Origin of the sequence: Burkholderia sp. HI2500 (assembly GCF_002223055.1) — a bacterium.
GTDB lineage: Bacteria > Pseudomonadota > Gammaproteobacteria > Burkholderiales > Burkholderiaceae > Burkholderia.
The window spans coordinates 2,365,056-2,385,832 of sequence record NZ_NKFL01000006.1; the positions used below are offsets into that span (position 1 = coordinate 2,365,056).

Genomic DNA, 20,777 nt, shown 5'->3' on the forward strand with positions numbered 1-20,777 from the left:
ACGAGCGAATTTGCAGATGAATCGAGAACTCGAAAACAAGCTGGTCGACACTTACCCCACCATCTATCAGGCGCTGGCGCCCCGGTTCTCCGGGAGTTGCCTGTTCGAATGCGACGACGGCTGGTACGCGATCATCGACCAGCTGTCGTGCCGGCTCGAAGCGCAAGCCCGCAAGTCGCTGCTGCTCGTGCTCGAAGTGAAGGAGAAGCTCGGCGGCCTGCGTTTCCGCATGCGCGGCAACGTGACCCGCGAAGTGGACGGCTGGCTCGCCTCCGCGGCGGACCTGAGCCAGTGCACGTGCGAGCGTTGCGGCGATCCGGCCACGTTGCGCGGCCATACGGATGGCCGCGTTCGCACACTCTGCCCGTCATGCGCCGCGACGATGCGCTATCTGCTGGAATAGCGCGGCGCGTGATTCGGGGCGGATCGGCTCGTCAAAACACCGTATGCACCCCCACCCGCGCCACCGTCTGACTCGCGGAACTCGACGCCCCGTTCGGATCCAGCACGCCATTGACCTGCGCATTCGCGCCATTGTTCGCGCGCTGGTAGTCTGCCGACACATACACCATCGTCCGCTTCGAGAACAGGTACTGAAGCGCCACGCTGACCTGATGCGCGTGGTTGTTGTTCACGGCTTCATTACCTTTCATGTACATGTACTTCGCGCCCAGCACGACATCCGGCCTGACGTGCCACAGCCCACCCGCTTCGGCCATCCACACGCCGGCATCGTTGAATGAATTGCGCACGGTCGTCATCAGCGCGTTCGCGGTCACGACACCGAAGTCGTAATGCATCCCGACGCCCCAGTTGCGCACACTGGTGGACGGCACGCCGGGCGCGGGGCCGTACTTCTCGTTCGTGTAGGCCGCGCCCACCCCGAACGGCCCCATCTCGTAGTTCACCCCGGCGCTGACCGCATTGTCCGCCCCGACCGACCCGGCCACCCCACCAAACGCATACATCGCGCCGCCGGAAAAACCCGACACCGTCGGCGAACTGTACTTGACGGAATTCGCGATCGGTTTGCTACCCGCCGTGCGATCCCAATCGAATGCACCGGTCGGATTGTCCGGAAGCGTGAGACGTTGAAACGGGCCATTGCGAAAGCCGTACAACCCCGAGATATCCCGTGAAATCGCGTTGTTCTTCGAAAACAGCGAATCCACCATGAAGTCATACTGATTGCCCAGCGTGATGCTGCCGAACCGATTGCTTTCAAGGCCCACGTACGCATTGCGCCCGAAAATCCCCGTGCCGATGATCGCGCCGTTCGCCATCGAGAACTGGTTCACCAGCGCAAAGATCGCGCGATATCCGCCCCCGAGGTCTTCCGTGCCGCGAAAGCCGAAGAGATTGGGCGCGAATATGCCGTCGTCGAACTTGACGTTCTTTCCGCCACCTTCGTTGCTGACATAAGAGACGCCCGCGTCGATCAGCCCGAACATCGTCACGCTGCTCTGCGCCCATGCGCCCTGCGCCACGGCGAGAATCGCCACTGCTCCAAACCTGAGTTTCATTCCGTCTCCGTCTTTTTATGAAAAAGCGAGGCCACCACCTGCTATGTGGCGGGTGCTCGCTCGTTGCTGCACAAGGAATCGATGTCGTTCAGGTATCGATTACCAGACACCTGAAATATGATTAGCTTTACTGATCGACAAACACGATGGCCGTCACATTGAACGGCCCTGCTCGCCCTTCATCAAAACACCGGAATCAAGCGCCTCGATAGACGACCCACGCGGCAGCATCCACCTCCACCGCCACAGCCTCCAGCGCCGAACCCGAGCACGGCCCGTCGATACACAAGCCATCGTCGAACCGGAACAGCGCGCTGTGATGGGCGCACATCAGCACCTGCGACCGATAGCACGAAACGCTACCCGGCACGAAATCGAGCGGCACCGAAAAGTGCGGGCAACGATTCACATAAGCCCACACCTGCTCACCGCGTCTCACGACGATCACAGGGCGCCCGATGCATGCTTCGTCGACGACCCGCGCGCCGCCGTCGGGCACGTCGTAAAACCGGCAGAGTTGTCGTGCGTCCATGATTCACACTCTGTGCTCGGGGTTGCCGAGGCTCCAGTCCCACGGCCGCACCTCCACGTGCGAGAACAACCCTTCCTTCACGTACGGGTCGTTGCCGATGAACTGCATCACCGCCTGAATGTCGTCCGCCTCCACGACGAGCAGCGTGCCGTTCATCGCGTCGCCGTGCGGGTCCAGCGTCGGGCCGCCGAGCCGCACCACCACGCCGTGCTGGTCGGCCGAGCGCAGGTAAGTCCGGTGAATCGGCCGCACGCGATCGCGCACGTCGCGCATGCCCGGCTGGTCCGTCGCAAACACCGCAAAAAATCTTGCCATGGCGGTCAGCTCCGATCGAGGACGAACGCATGCAGATGCCGCACACGGCGCTGCATCAGCGCACGCAAGCGCGGCCCCGGCATGCCGTCGAAGCGGGCGACGGCCGGCTCGGCCAGCGTGGTGTCACCGTCATGGTGGTCAAGGCTCATGGTTGTCTCCGTTGGCGTATCCGGCCGCTCACTGCGGCGCGCACCCTTCCCATGCACGCTGAAGCAGCGCGCGAATCGCGTCGCGTTCGATCGGCCGCGGATTCACATACGGGTTGCGGCATGCGAAGTCGGCCGCTTCGTCGAGGCCGGCCTCCGGCATCCCGAGGTCGGCCAGCGCCGGCGCGATGCCGAGCCGCGCGTTCAGCGCGAACAGCAGCGGGCCCGCTTCGGCTGCGTCGTTCCCGCCCAGCGCGCGCGCCACGCGGCGCAGCGCATCGGGCGCGGCTGCGTGGTTGTAGTGCGCGGTATGCGGCAGCATCGCCGCATGCGTCTGCGCGTGCGGCAGGTTGAAGGTGCCGCCGAGCGTGTGGCACAGCTTGTGATGCAGCGCCATGCCGACCGCGCCCAGGCAGGTACCCGCGAGCCACGCGCCGTACAGCGCGCGGCTGCGCGCGTCGCGGTTCGCCGGATCGCGCACGACCACGGGCAGCGCTTCGCCGAGCGCGCGGATCGATTCTTCCGCCATCAGGCTGATCACCGGATTCGCGTCTTCCGCGTACAGCGCCTCGACGGCATGCGCCATCGCATTGATGCCCGATGCCGCGGAAATGTCCGGCGGCAGCGACAACGTCAGCGACGGGTCGTAGAGCACCGTCCGCGGCAACACGCGCGCGTCGCGCCCGGTGCGCTTCAGACGGCCTTCCGTGAGCCCGAAGATCGGCGTCATCTCCGAGCCGGCGTACGTCGTCGGCACGGCCAGGATCGGCAGCACCGATTCGAGCGCAATCGCCTTGCCCAGCCCGATCGTCGACCCGCCGCCGATCGCCACGCAGCAGTCCGCTTCCAGTTCGCCAGCCATCTCGCGCGCCGCATGCGCGACCTCGATCGGCACGTGCATGACCGCCTGCGCGCAGATGCCGGCCGCACGCTCGCCCAGGATCGCCGCCACGCGCTCGGCGAGCGGCCGCTGCTCGGGCGTCGACAGGATCAGCGCGCGGCGGGCGCCGAGCGTCGACAGCTCGTCCGGCAGCCTGTCGAGCGCGCCCCATTCGAATACCACGCGGGACGGGGTGCCCTGATAGACGAAGCGATCCATGGCGAACCTCAGCGCTTGAAGTGCGGCGGCACGTTGCCGTCGACGTTGACCCACACCGACCGCGCCTCGGTATAGTCGTGCATCGCCTCGAAGCCCATCTCGCGGCCGTAGCCCGACTGGCCGACGCCGCCGAACGGGCTGCCCGGATTGACGCGCTTGTAGCAGTTGATCCAGCACATGCCCGCGTTGATCTGCGACGCCATCTTGTGTGCGCGCGAGAGATCCTTCGTCCACAGGCCGCTGCCCAGCCCGTATTCGGTTGCGTTCGCAATGGCCAGTGCTTCGTCGTCGCTGCCGAAGCGCAGCACCGTGACGAACGGGCCGAACACTTCTTCCTGTGCGATACGATCGGTCGCGCTTTTCGCCTCGATGACCGTCGGGCGCACGTAGTAGCCGTTGGCGAGCGCGGGGTCCTGCGGCGCGCTGCCGCCGGTGAGCACACGGCCGCCCTGCTCGCGCGCGACATCGACGAACGCCAGCACACGATCGAGGTGCTGCTTCGACGTGAGCGGCCCCATCTCGGTGTTCGCATCGAGCGGGTTGCCGATCCGGATCGACGATGCGAGCGCCACGAAGCGCTCGAGAAACGCATCGGCGATGCGTTCGTGCAGCACGAGACGCGAGCCGGCGATGCACGCCTGCCCCTGGTTGTGGAAGATCGCCCACGCGGCGCCGTTGATGGCCGCGTCGAGATCGGCATCGTCGAACACGATGTTGGCGCCCTTGCCGCCCAGTTCGAGCTGCACGCGCTTCAGGTTGCCCTGCGACGCTTCGACGATCCGGCGGCCGGTGGCCGTCGATCCGGTGAACGCGATCTTGCCGACGCCCGGATGTTCGGCGAGCCGCTGGCCCGCCGTATGCCCATAGCCGGGGACGATGTTGACGACACCCGCCGGAAACCCGACCTCGGCCATCAGCTCGACGATGCGCAGCGTCGACAGCGGCGTGATTTCCGAAGGCTTGAGCACCACCGTGTTGCCGGCCGCGAGCGCCGGGCCCATCTTCCAGCTCGTGAACATCAGCGGAAAATTCCACGGCACGATCTGGCCGACGACACCGATCGGCGCGCGCTGCACGTAGTTCAGGAAGCCGGTCTCGACAGGAATCACCGAGCCTTGCAGCTTGTCGGCCATGCCGCCGAAGTAGCGGAAGCACGCGGCCGTGCGCGGCACGTCGAGCGCACGCGAATCGCGGATCGGGTGGCCGGTGTCCAGCGATTCGAGTTGCGCCAGCTCCTCCGCGTTGGCTTCGATCGCATCAGCCAGGCGCAGCAGCAACCGGCCGCGTTCGGCGGCCGGCAGCGCCGACCATTTGGGGAACGCGCGCGTCGCGGCTTCGACGGCCAGGTCGACGTCCGCCGCGGTAGCGGCCGCGATCTTCGTGATGACGGAGCCGTCGTGCGGGTTCAGCACGTCGATCGTGCCGCGGTCGACGGCGTCAACGAAGCGCCCGTCGATGAAGAGTTGGGTTTGCATGAATCGTCCTCGGTGTATGGCGTGAAGCGCAAGCGGAAACCGACGCGCCGCTCAGAACGCGATCGGATACGGCGCGAGCTCGCCGCTCTCGTAGCGCTGCGGCAGGTTCGGTGTCGCGTTTTCCCAGACCAGCAGCATCGACCGCTTCGTGGAGTAGCCCTGATGCCGGATGTCGGCGGGCATCGCGCAGATGTCGCCGGCGCGCATCGTCACGCGGGCGCGCGGCGCGCCGGTGTTCTTGTCGCCGATGTCCCACACGATTTCGTCGGATAGTTGCAGGAACCATTCGACGCGGTCGTTGCCATGGAACACCGGCAGGATGAATTCCTCGGTGGTCGGGCAGAACAGGCTGCGCCCGCACACCGACGTGACCGACGGATTCCACGTCACGTCCGAACGCGACAGATACTTGAACAGGTTGAATGCGTGCAGCTCGCCTTCGAAGCCCGGCTCGACGTGCACTTCCGGCTCGTCCTGCGCGACGTCGAGGAACGCGCGGTTGACCGGCAGGTCGTCGCGCAGCGGCGAATCGCCTTCGAGGCCCGGCATGCGGCGCGTCGCGATCCGCGTGCGCTCGATCGCCGAGCCGTTCTCGCCGTGCTTGCGCCCGAACGCGGTGCCGGTTTCCTCGGGCGCCGCGAACGGATCGAAGCCTTCGTTCGTCCAGTCGTGCAGCATCGCCTTGAAGGTCGCCATGATCGTGGGCGTGTCGAAGGTCTCGGTGTAGTCCACGCCGGCGTCCTTCAGGATGCCGTTGAAGGTGCCCGCATACATGTCCACCTTGCCGTAGTGGTTGCGCGTGCCGAACACGTGATCGAAGTTCACCCAGCCGTAGAAGAAGCCCCATGCCACGTCGCGCATCATCGCGCGCAGGAACGCGTCCGCCGGCATCGCGTGCGTGCGGGTCTGGCCTTTCGCGGGCCAGCTGATCTTCACGAAATATTCGTCGCGCTGGAATTCGAATGCGCCGAGCTGGAAGCGGCGGTAGCCGGTGACGGCATCGGCTTCGGTGGCTTGCACCAGATCGGCGGCGAAGCCTGCGGAGGTATCGAGGGTGTCGAGAGTGGCCATAACGTGTCTCCTGGAAGTGTCGAATGAGGTCAGACGAATCAGTGCAGGCAGATGTCGGCCCACTTCTCCACGGACAGCTCGCCCAGGATGGTCTGCACGAGTGCGACGCCCGGCTTGCCGGCGGTGAAGCGGTATGCACAGCCGGCCGGCAGCAGCGCCTGATGGCCCTGGCGCAATACGACGTAGCCCATCTTGCGGCCGGCCGGTTGCGTGCCGGCGTTCACGGTGCCGCGGCCCGATTGCGGCGGCGTATCGAGCTTGATGAATTCGATCCGGACTTCGCCATCCATCTGGATCACGAACTCGTCGTGCGCGCACGCGAACCACGGCGACTGGCCGTCGGTCCGCAGCACTTCGATCACGTATTCGAGGTTCTTGCCGGCGACGACCTTTTCATAAGGGGCCGACTTCGATGCGACCTCGAAGACATTCGAGAACGCGTAGTGTTGAGCGCTGCCGCTCGTGATTTCGATCTCGCCTTTCTTGTAACTGTCGAGCGAGCCAAAGACGGTGTGGAATGCCGTGTCGGTCATTTCTGTCTCCTGAGTTGAACCGCTTGTTGGATTCCACTCTAGGGGCAAGGGACCACCGCAACAAGGCACGGGACGGCGACTACGGCATTTGCGTTTCGCGAATAATCCGCGCGCTTCAACGCACCCAGCCACGCTCCAGAAGGGGGCGATCCCACGGCGATTCGTCGCCGATGGTTTCCGCGAGGAACTCGACCAGCGCCTTCACTTTCAACGCCTGTCGCTGCGTTGCGGGATAAACCGCGGCAAAGCTCAGCGGCGCGAGCTGAAAGTCGGTCAGGATCGGCACCAGCCGGCCCGCGACGAGCGCCTCGCTCGCCACGAGCGTCGGCAGGCACACGACGCCGCCACCGGACAGCGCGTACTCGCGCAACAGGTGCACGGAGTTCGAGCGGATCATGCCCGGCAGCTCCATTTCGACGACCTCGTCGCCGCGCGTCATCGTCCAGCGGTTGCGCGACGGATAGCCCGAATAGAGCGCGGTGGTGTGCTGCAGCAAATCGCGCGGATGTTGTGGCGCACCATGCGCGTCGAGGTACGCTGGCGACGCGCAGAAGAGGCGCTTGACGGTGAACAGCCGCCGTTCGATCAGCGACTCGGAGATCGGCGGAAAGATCTGGAACGCGATGTCGAACCCTTCTTCGACAGGGTCCACGACACGGTCATTGACGATGACGTCGAGCTGGATGCCCGGGTAGCGCCGGTTGAACTCCACCAGCGGCGCGCCGAAGTGATCGAGCGCGAAACCGGGCAGCATCTGGATGCGCAGCCGTCCGGTCGGGGTCGCGCGCAGCTCGCGCATCTGGTCGGTCAGCTCGTTGACGCGCCCCACCACCTCCGCGCATTCGCGATAAAACGCCTCGCCCACTTCGGACAGGCGCACGTGGCGCGTGCTGCGATGGAACAGCGGCGCGTTGACGAACTTCTCGAGCTGCTGGATGCGGTTCGTCACGACCGAGCTGGTCACGCCAAGCTGCCGCGCCGCCTCGGCGAAGCTGCTCGCCTCCGCCACCCGGACGAATGCCTCGATGCTCAGGAACCGGTCCATACCGCGCCTTTTTTCGACAGCGAAACCGGCAGTCTACCCGTGCGGATCACGGGCTGTGTCATGCGGGAGGCGTCACTCTGTCACCCAATCGATGTCAATCGTCGATGACGCCGGCCCGCACGCACCGCCCAGCCCGCCCATGGCCTTACCGCGATTGCTCGCCCGCTGCCAGTTCCGGTTGCACGGCCGCCATGCGACGTTGCAGCACGGCCGGCGCGGTTTCCTTCAGCAGCAGGCTGACCACGATGCCCAGCATGACCGCGCACATCGGCAGCCACAGAATGTTCTGGATGCCAAAGTGTGCGGCGACGTAGCCGCCCATCGCCGGCGCGATGCCGCCGCCGAAGATCTCGCCGACCCCGACCACCACGCCGATCGACGTCGACACGAGCCCGATGGGCGCGGCCTCGGTCGCCACCGGGCCGGACAGCAGCGACACCAGCCCGAGCGTGAAGAACGACGCAACGAACAGCACGCCGAACAGGGCGAGCGGCTGCGGGCCGAGGCCGCGGAAGATATAGAGCATCACGGCCGTTCCCGCGAAGCCGACGATGCTCGCGAGGCGGCGGCCAACCAGGTCGGACAGGCCCGGCAACCCGAATTGCCCGAGAAAACCGCCGAAACCGATCGCCGACACGACGAGGCCCATCTTCTGCGTGCCGAGCGCCAGGTAGTCGGTCAGGTACAGCGGCAACAGCGCGCCGAGCACGAATACGCCGGTCATCGCGCAGCACAAGGCGGCCATCGCCACGAGGATGTTGCGGCTCTTGAGCACATGGCCGAGCGACGCCGGCGCATGCTCCGACGCGACGGCCTTCGTGACCTTCGGCTCGCGGATCACGAAGAACATGATCGCGCCGAGGATCAGGCCGGGCACGGCGACGAGCGCAAAGACCCAGCGCCACGACACGAAGCCGAGCAGCTGCGTCGCGATGATCGGCGACAGCGCGAGCCCGAACAGCGCGAAGCCGCTTTGCTGCAGGCCGAGGTTCAGCCCGCGCCGCCGCGGATGTGATGCGTCGGCCGTCGCGGCGAAGCTCGTCGGGCAGAACGAGCCCTCCGCGACGCCCATCAGGCCGCGAATCGCCATCAGCCCGAGCAGGCCACCCGCGAGCCCCGAGAAGCCCGACAGCAGCGAGAACGCGATGATGGCCGGAATCAGCACCTTGCGGCGGCCGATCTTGTCGGAGATGCCGCCCATCAGCGCCGCGAAGATGCCCCACGACAGGCCGAGCACGCCGATGCAGTTGCCGACGTCCTGCGCGTTCAGGTTGAGGTCCTTCATGATCGAAGGGAACAGCGGTGCAATCAGCCAGCGATCGAGGCCGACCAGCCCGAAGCCGAGCGCCAGCAGCGTGACCGCCTTCCATTCGTATGAGGTATCCCACTCGTTTGCTTTCATGTCCGTCTCCGTGGACACAGGTTCGCCTGCGCGCGCCGCAGCGCCTGCGCATGAGCCCGGTCCGATGTCTTTTGTGTGCGACGCGAATCGCGAGGAAGTGCCGGCCGGCGTTCGGGTGCGACGCGTTGGGTTCAATCAGCCGACGTCACCACGATAGGTGCACGGCCGCCAATCGGGTATGGAACAACCGGCGAACGCGCCATTCGCGAAACGCAAATAATCGGGCGGTGTGGGCAGAAAGGGGCGGCGGAAGGGCGTGGAGAGGGTGCGCGCAAGATAGACGTGGCGCTCGCTCGTACGTGGCGGGGGAATCCCTCATAGACATCGCGAACGCCTACGCTTGGCCCGCTCACGCGGGCCATGCAACACCATCCGACAGGCTGGGCAGAGGTCTCGTCAAGCCGGTAGAGGGTGCGATTCACCCTGTATCGCTCGAAGCGCAATCGGGGCCAAACCCCTTGCAGGCGAGCTTTTCAGCTATGGAAACGGCCGCGCCCGAAAGAAGCGAACGATGGCGGGATCACTCGTCACGCCATCCGGCCGCGGGCCTAATGCGTTTTCTTGCGAATCTGGTTGACCTTTGGCAAATACGTCAGGACCGCATGGGATCGGTCGCCACCGGTCGCCACGATCGTGATGACCTCGTGTCCGGACGCACTCAACGCGCCCGTGCTCAGATCAATCGACACGACGAAGCTCGTCCCGTCCGCATACGTCCCGCGGGTGACGCGCTTGCCGTCCTCGAACGTGACGGCGAATGACGCGAGTTCCAGAATGTTCGCGCGAATGTCAGTTACGGGAAGGGTCGGCTCGAATGCGACCACACCATCGGCTTGCAGTTGGGCACACCCGTGTCGGCCCAAACTGACGTGCATTTCCGTATCGCTGTTGACAGCCACCCGCATGCGCGGGTCGTCGTACTGCGTATCGTCGGCGAACAGCAACGCTTCCTTCTCTTTCGAACTCATCACGCCTCCTGTTTCGGCTCGCGAATGACTTTCCGGCTCCATGCAGGCGACCTATAGCGAGCCATGCAAAAAAAGCCGCCCACGGACGGCAGGCAGCGAACGACCCAACGCTGGAACACACCACCGCACCCGGGCCATACGAGCGCGATCCTAGTCGCATCTTTTCGGATGCCGCAACACGGCGCGATTCATTCGATATAAGACAAATACTATATTTGAATAATCCGGCTTCGATTAGAACAACAAGAAATGCTCCCAACCGATTACCACACCCGCCTCCAGTCACGACCAACACGCCTCGAAGCAAGACCTCCGTTAAATAAAACAATCATCAAAAACGTCAAATACCGTTTCACCAACACTAAAACGTTATATAAAAATAAAAATTCATTTCATATTCACTGCGAGATTGATATTCTCCCCCACACATTTCCGAGCACATTCGTTTATTGCACTGAGAGACCCGTTCGAACCAATACGAATCAAGAACATAAATCATGAGATCGTAGTGATGTCGATAACAAAAGCATTCCGGGATTTTGCGTCCGGTCTGGCCGTCGGGAACAAGCGGCCGGTCGATCTCCATTTCGGGCGGGCGCAACGCGCGGTCGGCCATCTGCTGGCGCTCCATCACGCCAATATCCGCGAAGGGCTGATGTCGGGCATCGAAGGGCAACTGACCTGCGTGTCGACCTACGATCACCTGCCGCCTTCGCTGTTTCTTGGTTTGCCCGTATCGGTCCGGCTGACGACCGATCGGGGCAACATCCGGGCCATCAACGCGATCGTGCACGAAGTGCGAACCGGTCAATCCGACGGCGAACTCACCGTGTATCAGCTGCATGTATGCGATGCCCTGTCGCTGATGGATCGTCGCACGAACGCTCGCCTGTTCCGCTCGCGCAGCGTGCCGGAGATTCTGGCGACGCTGATGAACGAGTGGAAACAGCGTAGCCCCGCACTCGCGCGAGCGTTCGATTTCGACCTGTCGACGTTGCAGGCCGATCGGTATCCGGCACGCGAGCTGACGCGGCAAGTCAACGAATCCGACGCCCGCTTCATCCGGCGGCTGCTACGCCGGGAAGGCATCACGGTCTTCGCGACGGCCGCGCCAGTCGACGGAAGGCGCAGCGTGACCGATGAGCGGCCGATTCACACGCTCGTGTTCTGCGACGATCCGCATCGTCTGCCGGACGCGCCGGCCGGTATCGTACGCCTTCACCCGCGCGACGCCGGCGCCGAGCAACGTGACACCGTCACCCTCTTTGCGTACGACCAGAGCCTGTCGCCCGGCAAGGTCCGCCGCCCGTCGTGGGATTACAAGACCGCTCGTATGGACGACTTCGAGGCCGTCACCGGCATCGGCCAGGGCGAGTCGGGGAACGACCTTGCGCGCCTGCTGACCGACGTCGCGATCGACATCCCGCACGTCGGCGACTCGTGGAACGATCACGCGCGCATCGCGCAAGACCGGATGCTGGCCCATCAGTTCGAAGCCGCGCACTTCGACGGCATCGGCACCGTGCGCGACATGCTGGTGGGACACGGGTTCACGCTGGCGGGCGATCCCGAACTGGATATGAAGTCGATCGATCGCCGTCGGTTCGTCGTCACGTCGATTCGACACGTCATCTGGAACAACCTGCCGACAGGCTTGTCGGGTCGCGCGAGCGGGCTGTTCGCGGCAAGCCGCAATCTGACGCCAACCGCCCCGCCGCCCGATGCATCGGGATCAACGGACACGCGCTACGAGAACAGTTTCACGTGCGTGCAACGGGGCGTGCCGCTGAAGCCGGCCTACGATCCGGCGATCGACGTGCCGCCGGTTCACCTGCTGACCGGGACGATCGTCGGCACGCAGGGCGAAGAGGTGTTTTGCGACAAGGCCGGCCGCGTGCGTGTGCAGATTCATGGGCTGGACCCGGCGGACCATGCGCACGCGCAAGGCGCCGGCACGAACGGCCTGGCCGGTGACAGCGCGCCGATTCGCGTCGCGGCAAGTCTCGCGGGCGAATGCTTCGGCGCGCTGTTCCTGCCGCGTGTCGGCATGGAGGTCTTGCTGGGGAACCTGTCGGGCGATCCCGACCGTCTGGTGATCATCGGCGTGTTGAGCAACGGCGCGAATCCGCCCGCGACTTTCAGCCATACCGGCGGGCTTCCGGGCAACCGCTACGTGTCCGGGATCAAGACGCGGGAAATCAGGGGCCGCCGGCACAACCAGCTTCGACTGGACGACACGCCGTCACAAATCTCAGCGCAGTTGGCAAGCGAACATGCGCATACCCAGTTGAATCTCGGCTACCTGACGCAGCCGCGCAAGGACGGACACGGGAGCGACCGGGGTGAAGGCGCGGAACTGCGCACCGACGCCGCTGCGGCGTTGCGCGCCGCCCAAGGCATGCTGTTGACGACCTATGCGCGGTCGCACGCGACCGGCGGTCAGCTCGACCGCGATGAGCTGATTCACTTGCTCGACCAATGCACGGAGTTGTTCAAGTCGCTCGGTGATTATGCCGGCCAGCATGGTGGGCAATCCGCCGACACGGCCGGCCAGGACAATCTCGCCAACGCATTCCGTCACTGGAAACCCGACGGATCGGAAGCGGGCGCGGCAAGTGAAGCCTCCGCATTCATGGCGTTCGGCGCGCAAGCGGGGTCGCTGAACGTCACGCCGAAAACGCACGTCATGTATGCGGGCGAGAACATCGATCAGATTGCGCAGCAACACATGCAGATCACGAGCGGCGAGCGAATCAATCTGCATGCAGGACACGGCGTCGCGATGTTCGCGCACGGCAACGGCGTATCGGCGATCGCGCATCAGGGGAAAGTCGCGCTTCAATCGCAGAACGGCGACACGCAAATCGAGTCCGGCAAAAACATCCGGTTGACTGCGGCCGACGGCAAGCTTGCCGGCACGGCAAGCGACGAAGTCGTATTCGTCACGTCCGGCGGCGCGTATCTCAGGCTGCATGGCGGCGATATCGAACTGGGATGCCCTGGCAAGTTCACCGTGAAATCGGACGGTCATGCCTGGGATGGCCCCGCAAGCATGAGCGTCGACTTGCCGACATTCGATCAACGTCCGCTCGGCCGCGTCCCGAAGCTGATTCGTCCAACGGACGGTAACGCCGCACCGGGGTTCGACGGACAGGTACGCAAGGCATCGGGAACGCTGTCGAGTTTGACGACCGACACGGCAGGGGAACTGCCGGCCGTCGATACCGACCGGTTCGAGAGGCTGGCGGTGAAGTTCACCAAGAAGAATGTTTAACGAAAGCGCAGGAGTCCGGATGAACGACTCATCTCTCGATCCTCGACCGGAAGAGGACACCCGCACCAATCAGCACGCCGCGAAGACCGATGTGCCCGACGCGGCTGCGTCGCGTCCTGAGCCGCCTCAGATCGTCGTCGGCCGGAGCGACGGGGTCTCGATGTGGACGAAAGACACCCGCCTGATCTGCCTCAAGCAAATGCCGTTGCCCGGTATCGTCATCTTCGTGCATGGGGTGAACTCCGAAGGCGAATGGTTCGAAGCCGCCGAGCAGGGGCTGTGCGCTGGCCTGAATCGCCGGCTCGGGCGGCTGGACGATCAACTCAAGTATCGCGGCATCGAGGCCGGGCAACTGGTGCCCGCGAAGTACACGGAAAGCGTGACGCCGGACGGGTTTCTGAATCCGAAGCTCTGGTCCGGCAACTACATCAAATCCGACCCGTCCTTCTCTCCCGTCGTTCATTTCCGATGGGGCTATCGGGCGACCGCCGCTGAGCTGAAAGAGTATGGCGACAAGATCTTTCTGAACGAGAAGGACTACTGGGGCGGCGGCCCGTTCACGAACGGTTGCGCGAGCCTGCCCGATCTCTGGCACGGCGGCCTCGACGACCGCGCGGCCGGGTGGTTGACCGTCCAGGGGATCAACCCGACCAATCGACCGCTGTATCGCGCGCCGCCCCGCGCGTATGGCGTGCTCGCGGCGTTGCGTCTTGCGAGGTTGATCGAGTCGATTCGCCGCATGCAGGCCGACGTGCCGATTACCGTCGTGTGCCATAGCCAGGGCAACATCGTGGGCCTTACCGCAGCCTTCTTCGGCGATGCACTACCCGATGTCGAAGATCCGTGGGGACGTAGCGGGCATTGCGTGGCCGACGCCTACGTGCTGGCGAATGCACCGTACAGTCTTGCGCGCGCAGACGGCCCGAATCCATCCGATACGTTCATGGATACCTGGTCGCAACGCGCGACCAGGGACGGCAGCGGTCGTCGCGGGCGGCAGACCTACACCGCCCGCACGAAAACGTTCGGCAAGTTCCTGTCGATCATCGGCACTCGGAAGGCCTATGAACTTTCCGCAGACAAGATCGATGAAGACATGGCGAACGAACGGGTATCGCCGACCAGCAAGCGGTCTTATGCGGCACAAGAGGATCGGGTACGCCACGGCCTGAACGGATCGACGTATGGTCGCGTCACCGCGTATTGCTGTCCGCACGACCAGGTGATTTCGGCGATCACGGTTCAAGGCATCGGCTGGCGTGGCATCGACAAGAACGAGCTGAACGATATCAACGTCTCCGGCGTGCTGACGCAGCGCGTCTTTGCCTCCGGCTTCCACGTCGGCGTGCAGGAGAAATATCGGTATTGGGAAGATGACTGGCGGCATGTACAGAAGGGAAAGACGTCGGGATTCTGGTATCCGCCTTCGCCACCTGCCAAATTCAACCTCATCGGTGCGCTCAAGGGAAACGAGTCCGTGTTCGGGATAGCGGCCACGCTTGCATCCGCGCCGATCATGTTTTTCGTGACCCAGATCAGCTCGGCATTGAATATGTTCCGCGTGAACGCCAATCCGCCGCAGGGCTGGACCGTGGTGGCGGACGCGCCGGCACTCGACGAACCGTTCCCGCCGAAGGCGTTGCGGTTCGGCAAGCCCATCGAAACGAAGGACGGCAATGCGACCAGCGACTTCAACGAAGGCAACGATCCGCCGGCCGCATGGCGCGACGCAAGCAAGAGCGAGGCAGACAAGCGCGCGGACGATCCCTACGATCAGTACGAGGCGAAGAACAATGACAGCGTCGCGCAAGGCACGGCAGAGAGCGAAGCCGGACAGCGTTACGAGGACCGCGCGTTGATGCGGATGGAGGCCCGGCGCACGCTGAATACGGAATGGCTCGATGGTGATGGCCACGTGATCGGCGAGGACGGCAAGAGCGAAATGCCGGAGGGCTACAAGGAATGGCGCGACAAGCAGATTGTCGACTGGCTCGATCGTGGCTCGACCAACAGCCCGACGAATCACTCCACGACGATGACCAATCCGGAGCATGCGAAAAAGGCGCTTGCGTACGATGTGGCGATCGGGGTTTGCTATCTGACGCCAGAGCAACTCTATGACTTGCGAATTGAGGCGGATTGGCGGATAGGCAAAGGTATTCCAGAAGATAGTTCGAACAAAAAATACTATGAATATTTCTCGCGCGGCGAAATTGACAATCTGCCTGTGCAGGAATGGGTACATATAGTGAGAGGCGAAGGAAATATGCCCGACGCGATTGTGGACGAACGTGAAGGCGATTTCTATCTGAAGGTCGGGGGAGTGATTTGAAAATTCTAATCGTCACACGGTCGCGACGCGTCGCCGTCGCCGTTTCGACTTGGCTGATCGCAACCGTACTCATGGCCTCGCTGATGGCGCACGTAGAACAACCCAACCCGGCACATTTGGAGATAGGAGATTGGATGAAACGATTCATTGTAGTACCCGGCCTCGCTGCACTCATGGTGTTTCTATTCATCACCGCACTGATGCGCCCAGCACAAGCCGGGCCTGTCCAGCAGCCTGCAGAGAATGCAGCTCCGGCAGCCGAAGAACCGGCGAAGCCCTTCGTCGCACAGGTCGTGGGCTTGATCTGGTTGAATCCATTGCAACGCATGGACTACCCCACCCAATGGCAATTGTTGTGGACGCAAGGACTTGCCGTTCCAAACAAGAATGACGATATGGTTCGCACTGATCCGAAGTCGTTTACCACCTTGCAATCGGTAGCTGGTATCGCATACGGAAACAGAGGCAAGGAAACATTTAGAGGCTTCTATCGCAAGTACATGTTCGAGTTTCCTCTAATAATTCGTTCACGCTATTTCGCCAATCCAAAATATTTCTACACGGTAGGACCAAACGACAAAGGAGAGTGGCGCGAATTGGCGGGAATTCATGTTGAGCTTTCGATTCCGAATCGACTTGATTCGGCTGAATCGCAAAGCTACTTGCGCGACTCAATTCGAAAGTCATTCTCGATCGGCAACCCGCATTTCCGAGAAATGTGGAGCCGCGACACGCCCCCCGACGTGCAAATCACCCAAGGCGGCGCGAACGCAGGCTTTACATCGCTGAACAAGGCACTGGACTACTTGCAGGAAAACCCCGACAAGACCGTATGGGCGATCAACTGGGACGCGCCCAACTTCCCGCCCACGGACGCGCAGATCAACGAGAACCTCGTCGTGCTGTTCCTCGCCGGCCCGACCTTCAACACCGAGCGTGAACCACTCGCCTGGATCAGCAAGGCCGCGACCGGTAACACGCTTGATTTTCCGAAGAAGGTCGGCACGACCCGCGCCGTGCAGGCGTGGAAGGCGACCATTGACCAAGCGGCGCGCAACGCCGGCATCGCGGCCGCCGACCTCGACTACATCGTTCACGACGCAGGTAAAGGCAGTGACGCATCATCGGCACGTCTTGCGGTGCTCGGACAGACCTTGACCGAAACCCTTCCCGAATACGACCACCGCAAGCAGACATTCAACACAACCGCCCTACTCGGCGACATGGGAACCGGCAGCGCATTGACCGACGTCGCGCTCGCCATCGGCCGGATCAATCACTTCGGCGGCAACGCATTGGTCGCCGGCACGACCGATCCCGAGCATCCCGTCGCGGTCGTTGTCCGGCCGCCGTCGAAGCTCACGCCGATCGATCCCGACAAGGACTGGTTCCGCGCACGCGGCGGAAACAACGCCTACCTGCCGTGGTGGGGGCGTCGGCACGATACCAATTACGGCATGCAGGGCTATTCATGGTGATGCGCACCGGCGCGGCCGCGCGTTACATGTGAACGTATCTGCCACGTCGAGCAGCAGGAGATTCGATGAAACGATTTGTAGTTGTACCCAGTTTGGCAGCACTCGTGATTTTTCTGTTCACGACGACCATGATCCGGTCGGCGCATTCCGCACCTGTCCCGCAGCCAGTAGGAAATGCAACTCCGACCACCGAAGAATCGGTGAAGCCGGTTGTGGCACAGGTTGTCGGGTTGATCTGGCTGAATCCGTTGCAACGCATGGACTACCCGACCGAATGGCAACTGCTGTGGACGCAAGGGCTTGCCTCGCCGAACAAGAATGACGACATGGTGCGCACAGATCCGAAGTCTTTCACTACGTTGCAATCGGTAGCCGGAATCGCTTATGGAAATCGTGGCACGGAGACATTCAAGGGCTTCTACCACAAGTACATGGAAAAATTTCCCCGCTTGCTGAGTAGTCGTTACGCGATGAACGCCAAGTATTTCTACACAGTAAAACCGGATGACAAGAAGGATTGGCGCGAACTTTCCGGGATTCGCATCGAGGGTGCAGTTCCTGAGCGCCTTGATCCGGCTATCGCGCGCGAATACCTGGCAGAGCCGATCCGAAAAACCTTCTTTATCGGCAACCCGCATTTCCCGACGATGTGGAGTCGCAGTGCGCTCCCCGACGTACAAATCACGCAAGGCGGTGCGAACGCCGGCTTCACATCGCTGAACAACGCGTTGGACTACTTGCAGGCGAACCCCGACAAGAGCGTCTGGGTAGTGAACTGGGACGCACCCAACTTCCCGCCCACGGATGCACAGATCAACGAGAACCTTGTCGTGCTGTTCCTCGCCGGCCCAACCTTCAACACCGAGCGTGAGCCCCTCGCCTGGATCGGCAAGGCCGCGACCGGTAACACGCTTGATTTTCCGAAGAAGGTCGGCACGACCCGCACCGTGCAGGCGTGGAAGGCGACCATTGACCAAGCGGCGCGCAACGCCGGCATCGCGGCCGCCGACCTCAACTACATCGTTCACGACGCAGGTAAAGGCAGCGACGCATCGTCGGCACGGCTTGCGGTGCTCGCACAAACCTTGACCGAAACCCTTCCCGAATACGACCACCAGAAGCAGACATTCAACACAGCCGCCCTACTCGGCGACATGGGCACCGGCAGCGCATTGACCGACGTCGCGCTCGCCATCGGCCGGATCAATCACTTCGGCGGCAACGCACTCGTCGCCGGCACGACCGATCCGGATCACCCGGTCGCGGTCGTTGTCCGGCCACCGTCGAAGCTCACGCCGATCGATCCCGACAAGGACTGGTTCCGCGCACGCGGCGGCAACAACGCCTACCTGCCGTGGTGGGGCCGCCGACACGATACGAATTACGGCATGCAAGGCTATTCATGGTGATGCACACCAGCGCGGCAGATTGCTTCATCCGAGCGTGATCGCCGCGTCAGACCTCAAACCATTTGGAGGACGAAATCCCATGCGGGGAATTATCCGGGTAGAAGATACGCACACCCACGGCGGCCGGGTCGAATCCGGCGCCCGAAAAAGCACGGTGATGGGGCGCGCGGTCGCCCGCATCGGCGACCCATGCTCGTGTCCGATTCATGGCGCTTGCGAGATTGCCGAGGGCGACACGGCATTCAAGGTCGAAGGTCGAGACGCTGCCTTCGATGGTCACAAGACTTCATGCGGCGCGACCTTGATTTCCTCCCTTCACACTTCCGGGCGAGCTTGAATGCAAAAGACCCGACGCATGACTGCCGAACAGTTCCGCCTGTTGCGCGTGCAAAATACACGAATCAAGCCCTTGAACCAGTGGGCTCTACACGAGATTTTCGTCAAGGGCCGATCACAGCGGGCTGTGGCGGCGGAAGTCGGCATGACGTGTTCCGCGATGTCGCAGCTCGTACGAAAGGTGTGGCAGCGGTATCTGGAGCTCCCGGGAAACTGCACGCGGCTCACCACCCTCACGATCACGATCCCGGCCAGATATGAGCCCGCACTCCAGGCATGGGTGCGGGATGCCTATCGATTGGCGATTCAGAACGAACAAGATACGGCGACCTGATCGATTCCCGCCCCCGGAACTTCTCTCAAACCCCATTCACAACGGTTTTTACGTCCCATGAAGTTTTCGATCAATCCGGATGCGGCACGGTACGCGACGATCGTATCGATCGTTTCCGCCGGCATTTCCATCGTCTCGGCGTGGTCCGCTCACGAGGCGATGAAAAGTAACGAACTCATATACCGACCCTATGTCGTGGCAACACAGCACTTCGACGACGCCGAAAACAGGCGAGGCATTTATCTTTCAAATGCAGGGCTGGGGCCGGCCATCATCAAGAATATGACCGTGACGATCGGAACCCGAAAATACACCGGCCTCGGCCCCAGTATCTGGTCACGCGTCCAGTCCGATGCAGGCGTCGGCGCCACGCGATGCTTCAGGACCGGCTGGCCGCGCCCCGACGATCCGCTGAAAGCCGGCGAGATCGTCCCGCTTCTGGCCTTGTCGGATAAGGCGCCCCCTCCATGCGTACCCATCCTGCTCAAGCTGCTGGCCATGAACGATATCGCTATCGATATCCAGTACGAATCCGTGCACGGAACGGCGTTCTCCTCGACGCGCGACGTCGGCCTTCACGATCCCGACGCAATGCAGATCGCACGCCAATATGACGACATCGAACGGCGCATGGCTGAACTGCTCAAGGGCATGGATGCCGTGCATGCTCCGCACGCTGCGTCCGCTGCGCAGCCCTGAATGCTGCTCGCGGCACGGCCGATCGCGTTGCGTGTCGGCGTGCCGGCGCCGCAATCCGGCGCTCAGGCCGGGCCGGCATTCCGCGACCTCTTCGACGCTTCACCAAAGATTCAACAAAGCGGAGACCACGCCTCCGGCAGGCAAATCGTCGACGTAGCCCGCTCGATCTGCTGCGGTCCGCCCTTGGGCGGCCAAAGCCCCTCGGCATAGTGGCGCGCGCGCAATGCCATGCGCTCCTCCAGGCTCGAGAACCCCCAGATATGGGCAATGCGAGGCGGGCCGTCGATCGCGTACATATTCGCGACGAGATGCGACGTATAGGCTTCGGCCGGGCCGACCGCCTGCTCCCACGCGGCGATCGTCGGCGCGATCCCGGCCGGCTTGAGCCAATAGCGGCGAAATTCGTAGAACCTGCCCAGTTTCGACGGCTCGATCGCGGGCAGGAACGGAAACAGTTCGTAGGTTTCCATGCTGAGACCCACGTGGTCCCCGTCGATATTGAACGGCCCGCCGCTCATCAACGCACGTCGACGCTCCTGCTGCAGTTCGTCGATATCGTCGAAGCCGCGCAACACGACGATCTGCCCCAACTCGCCGATTTCCGAACGCCATGCGCCAAGCAGACGCCCCGCGGCCCCCGGATCCGATACCCATCGATGCGCACCGGCGGAAACGGCATCCTGCGCCAGCAGCAAACACGACAACGTCGTCAGTTCATACTGCATCTCGATCATCCCTCGCAAAATGGGCCGCGGACACGCAAGTCGCACCCGCTCGCCGTCATAAAAATAAATTCCCCAAATCCC

At 63.0% G+C, this 20,777-nt stretch carries 20 protein-coding genes; 8 read left to right on the forward strand and 12 right to left on the reverse strand.

What is annotated here, in order from left to right:
- Positions 1–16: 16 nt before the first annotated feature.
- Positions 17–403 (forward strand): hypothetical protein, encoded by a 387-nt coding sequence (locus CFB45_RS28300; RefSeq protein ID WP_089428381.1) that lies wholly within the window; start codon positions 17–19, stop codon positions 401–403.
- A 31-nt stretch (positions 404–434) separates the two neighbouring features.
- On the opposite strand, the gene CFB45_RS28305 is transcribed toward CFB45_RS28300, so the two are convergent.
- The 11 genes from CFB45_RS28305 to CFB45_RS28350 form a co-directional block, all read right to left on the reverse strand.
- A complete protein-coding gene (locus tag CFB45_RS28305; RefSeq protein WP_089428382.1) occupies positions 435–1,523 on the reverse strand; it encodes a porin in 1,089 nt (362 codons plus the stop codon).
- Positions 1,524–1,719: 196 nt separating this feature from the next.
- Positions 1,720–2,055: a Rieske (2Fe-2S) protein gene (locus CFB45_RS28310; protein ID WP_089428383.1), complete on the reverse strand. Its 336-nt coding sequence runs from the start codon at positions 2,053–2,055 to the stop codon at positions 1,720–1,722.
- Positions 2,056–2,058: 3 nt separating this feature from the next.
- A complete protein-coding gene (locus tag CFB45_RS28315) occupies positions 2,059–2,370 on the reverse strand; it encodes a YciI family protein (RefSeq protein WP_011356327.1) in 312 nt (103 codons plus the stop codon).
- Between the two features lie 5 nt (positions 2,371–2,375).
- On the reverse strand, positions 2,376–2,519 hold the full coding sequence (locus CFB45_RS38635) for a hypothetical protein (protein ID WP_254600266.1): 144 nt from the start codon (positions 2,517–2,519) through the stop codon (positions 2,376–2,378).
- 28 nt (positions 2,520–2,547) lie between these two features.
- The gene (locus tag CFB45_RS28320; protein ID WP_089428384.1) at positions 2,548–3,615 is read right to left on the reverse strand and encodes a maleylacetate reductase; all 1,068 of its coding nucleotides are present in this window, start codon (positions 3,613–3,615) and stop codon (positions 2,548–2,550) included.
- 8 nt (positions 3,616–3,623) lie between these two features.
- The gene (locus tag CFB45_RS28325) at positions 3,624–5,090 is read right to left on the reverse strand and encodes an aldehyde dehydrogenase family protein (RefSeq protein WP_089428385.1); all 1,467 of its coding nucleotides are present in this window, start codon (positions 5,088–5,090) and stop codon (positions 3,624–3,626) included.
- Positions 5,091–5,141: 51 nt separating this feature from the next.
- Positions 5,142–6,161 carry a hydroxyquinol 1,2-dioxygenase gene (locus CFB45_RS28330; RefSeq protein WP_089428386.1) on the reverse strand — a complete coding sequence of 340 codons (1,020 nt, stop codon included), beginning with the start codon at positions 6,159–6,161 and terminating at the stop codon, positions 5,142–5,144.
- A gap of 38 nt (positions 6,162–6,199) precedes the next feature.
- Complete coding sequence (locus tag CFB45_RS28335; protein ID WP_089428387.1) at positions 6,200–6,694, reverse strand: hydroxyquinol 1,2-dioxygenase; 495 nt, start codon at positions 6,692–6,694, stop codon at positions 6,200–6,202.
- 115 nt (positions 6,695–6,809) lie between these two features.
- Positions 6,810–7,739, reverse strand: a complete 930-nt coding sequence (locus CFB45_RS28340; RefSeq protein ID WP_089428388.1) for a LysR family transcriptional regulator — start codon at positions 7,737–7,739, stop codon at positions 6,810–6,812.
- Between the two features lie 145 nt (positions 7,740–7,884).
- Entirely contained in the window at positions 7,885–9,141 is a 1,257-nt protein-coding gene (locus CFB45_RS28345; protein WP_089428389.1) for an MFS transporter, read from the reverse strand.
- A gap of 548 nt (positions 9,142–9,689) precedes the next feature.
- The gene (locus CFB45_RS28350) at positions 9,690–10,109 is read right to left on the reverse strand and encodes a hypothetical protein (RefSeq protein WP_089428390.1); all 420 of its coding nucleotides are present in this window, start codon (positions 10,107–10,109) and stop codon (positions 9,690–9,692) included.
- A 511-nt stretch (positions 10,110–10,620) separates the two neighbouring features.
- Here CFB45_RS28350 and CFB45_RS28355 point away from each other — a divergent pair.
- From CFB45_RS28355 to CFB45_RS28385, 7 genes are all read left to right on the forward strand, one after another.
- Entirely contained in the window at positions 10,621–13,383 is a 2,763-nt protein-coding gene (locus tag CFB45_RS28355) for a type VI secretion system Vgr family protein (RefSeq protein ID WP_089428391.1), read from the forward strand.
- A gap of 19 nt (positions 13,384–13,402) precedes the next feature.
- Complete coding sequence (locus tag CFB45_RS28360) at positions 13,403–15,715, forward strand: T6SS effector phospholipase Tle3 domain-containing protein (RefSeq protein ID WP_089428392.1); 2,313 nt, start codon at positions 13,403–13,405, stop codon at positions 15,713–15,715.
- A gap of 134 nt (positions 15,716–15,849) precedes the next feature.
- Positions 15,850–17,193, forward strand: coding sequence for a virulence factor (locus tag CFB45_RS28365; RefSeq protein WP_089429184.1), 1,344 nt, complete (start codon positions 15,850–15,852; stop codon positions 17,191–17,193).
- A gap of 65 nt (positions 17,194–17,258) precedes the next feature.
- Positions 17,259–18,602, forward strand: coding sequence for a virulence factor (locus CFB45_RS28370; RefSeq protein ID WP_089428393.1), 1,344 nt, complete (start codon positions 17,259–17,261; stop codon positions 18,600–18,602).
- 79 nt (positions 18,603–18,681) lie between these two features.
- Positions 18,682–18,939 (forward strand): PAAR domain-containing protein, encoded by a 258-nt coding sequence (locus CFB45_RS28375; protein ID WP_089428394.1) that lies wholly within the window; start codon positions 18,682–18,684, stop codon positions 18,937–18,939.
- Complete coding sequence (locus CFB45_RS28380; protein WP_174975079.1) at positions 18,940–19,272, forward strand: TrfB-related DNA-binding protein; 333 nt, start codon at positions 18,940–18,942, stop codon at positions 19,270–19,272.
- Between the two features lie 57 nt (positions 19,273–19,329).
- A complete protein-coding gene (locus CFB45_RS28385; RefSeq protein WP_089428395.1) occupies positions 19,330–19,971 on the forward strand; it encodes a hypothetical protein in 642 nt (213 codons plus the stop codon).
- 110 nt (positions 19,972–20,081) lie between these two features.
- Here the strand turns inward: CFB45_RS28385 and CFB45_RS28390 are convergent, their stop codons facing one another.
- A complete protein-coding gene (locus tag CFB45_RS28390) occupies positions 20,082–20,696 on the reverse strand; it encodes an NIPSNAP family protein (protein WP_089429186.1) in 615 nt (204 codons plus the stop codon).
- Positions 20,697–20,777 lie beyond the last annotated feature (81 nt).

Coding starts and splice junctions, on each gene's coding strand:
- CFB45_RS28300 (WP_089428381.1), top strand. CDS start 17: ATGAATCGAGAACTCGAAAACAAGCTGGTCGACACTTACCCCACCATC.
- CFB45_RS28305 (WP_089428382.1), bottom strand. CDS start 1,523: ATGAAACTCAGGTTTGGAGCAGTGGCGATTCTCGCCGTGGCGCAGGGC.
- CFB45_RS28310 (WP_089428383.1), bottom strand. CDS start 2,055: ATGGACGCACGACAACTCTGCCGGTTTTACGACGTGCCCGACGGCGGC.
- CFB45_RS28315 (WP_011356327.1), bottom strand. CDS start 2,370: ATGGCAAGATTTTTTGCGGTGTTTGCGACGGACCAGCCGGGCATGCGC.
- CFB45_RS38635 (WP_254600266.1), bottom strand. CDS start 2,519: ATGAGCCTTGACCACCATGACGGTGACACCACGCTGGCCGAGCCGGCC.
- CFB45_RS28320 (WP_089428384.1), bottom strand. CDS start 3,615: ATGGATCGCTTCGTCTATCAGGGCACCCCGTCCCGCGTGGTATTCGAA.
- CFB45_RS28325 (WP_089428385.1), bottom strand. CDS start 5,090: ATGCAAACCCAACTCTTCATCGACGGGCGCTTCGTTGACGCCGTCGAC.
- CFB45_RS28330 (WP_089428386.1), bottom strand. CDS start 6,161: ATGGCCACTCTCGACACCCTCGATACCTCCGCAGGCTTCGCCGCCGAT.
- CFB45_RS28335 (WP_089428387.1), bottom strand. CDS start 6,694: ATGACCGACACGGCATTCCACACCGTCTTTGGCTCGCTCGACAGTTAC.
- CFB45_RS28340 (WP_089428388.1), bottom strand. CDS start 7,739: ATGGACCGGTTCCTGAGCATCGAGGCATTCGTCCGGGTGGCGGAGGCG.
- CFB45_RS28345 (WP_089428389.1), bottom strand. CDS start 9,141: ATGAAAGCAAACGAGTGGGATACCTCATACGAATGGAAGGCGGTCACG.
- CFB45_RS28350 (WP_089428390.1), bottom strand. CDS start 10,109: ATGAGTTCGAAAGAGAAGGAAGCGTTGCTGTTCGCCGACGATACGCAG.
- CFB45_RS28355 (WP_089428391.1), top strand. CDS start 10,621: ATGTCGATAACAAAAGCATTCCGGGATTTTGCGTCCGGTCTGGCCGTC.
- CFB45_RS28360 (WP_089428392.1), top strand. CDS start 13,403: ATGAACGACTCATCTCTCGATCCTCGACCGGAAGAGGACACCCGCACC.
- CFB45_RS28365 (WP_089429184.1), top strand. CDS start 15,850: ATGAAACGATTCATTGTAGTACCCGGCCTCGCTGCACTCATGGTGTTT.
- CFB45_RS28370 (WP_089428393.1), top strand. CDS start 17,259: ATGAAACGATTTGTAGTTGTACCCAGTTTGGCAGCACTCGTGATTTTT.
- CFB45_RS28375 (WP_089428394.1), top strand. CDS start 18,682: ATGCGGGGAATTATCCGGGTAGAAGATACGCACACCCACGGCGGCCGG.
- CFB45_RS28380 (WP_174975079.1), top strand. CDS start 18,940: ATGCAAAAGACCCGACGCATGACTGCCGAACAGTTCCGCCTGTTGCGC.
- CFB45_RS28385 (WP_089428395.1), top strand. CDS start 19,330: ATGAAGTTTTCGATCAATCCGGATGCGGCACGGTACGCGACGATCGTA.
- CFB45_RS28390 (WP_089429186.1), bottom strand. CDS start 20,696: ATGCAGTATGAACTGACGACGTTGTCGTGTTTGCTGCTGGCGCAGGAT.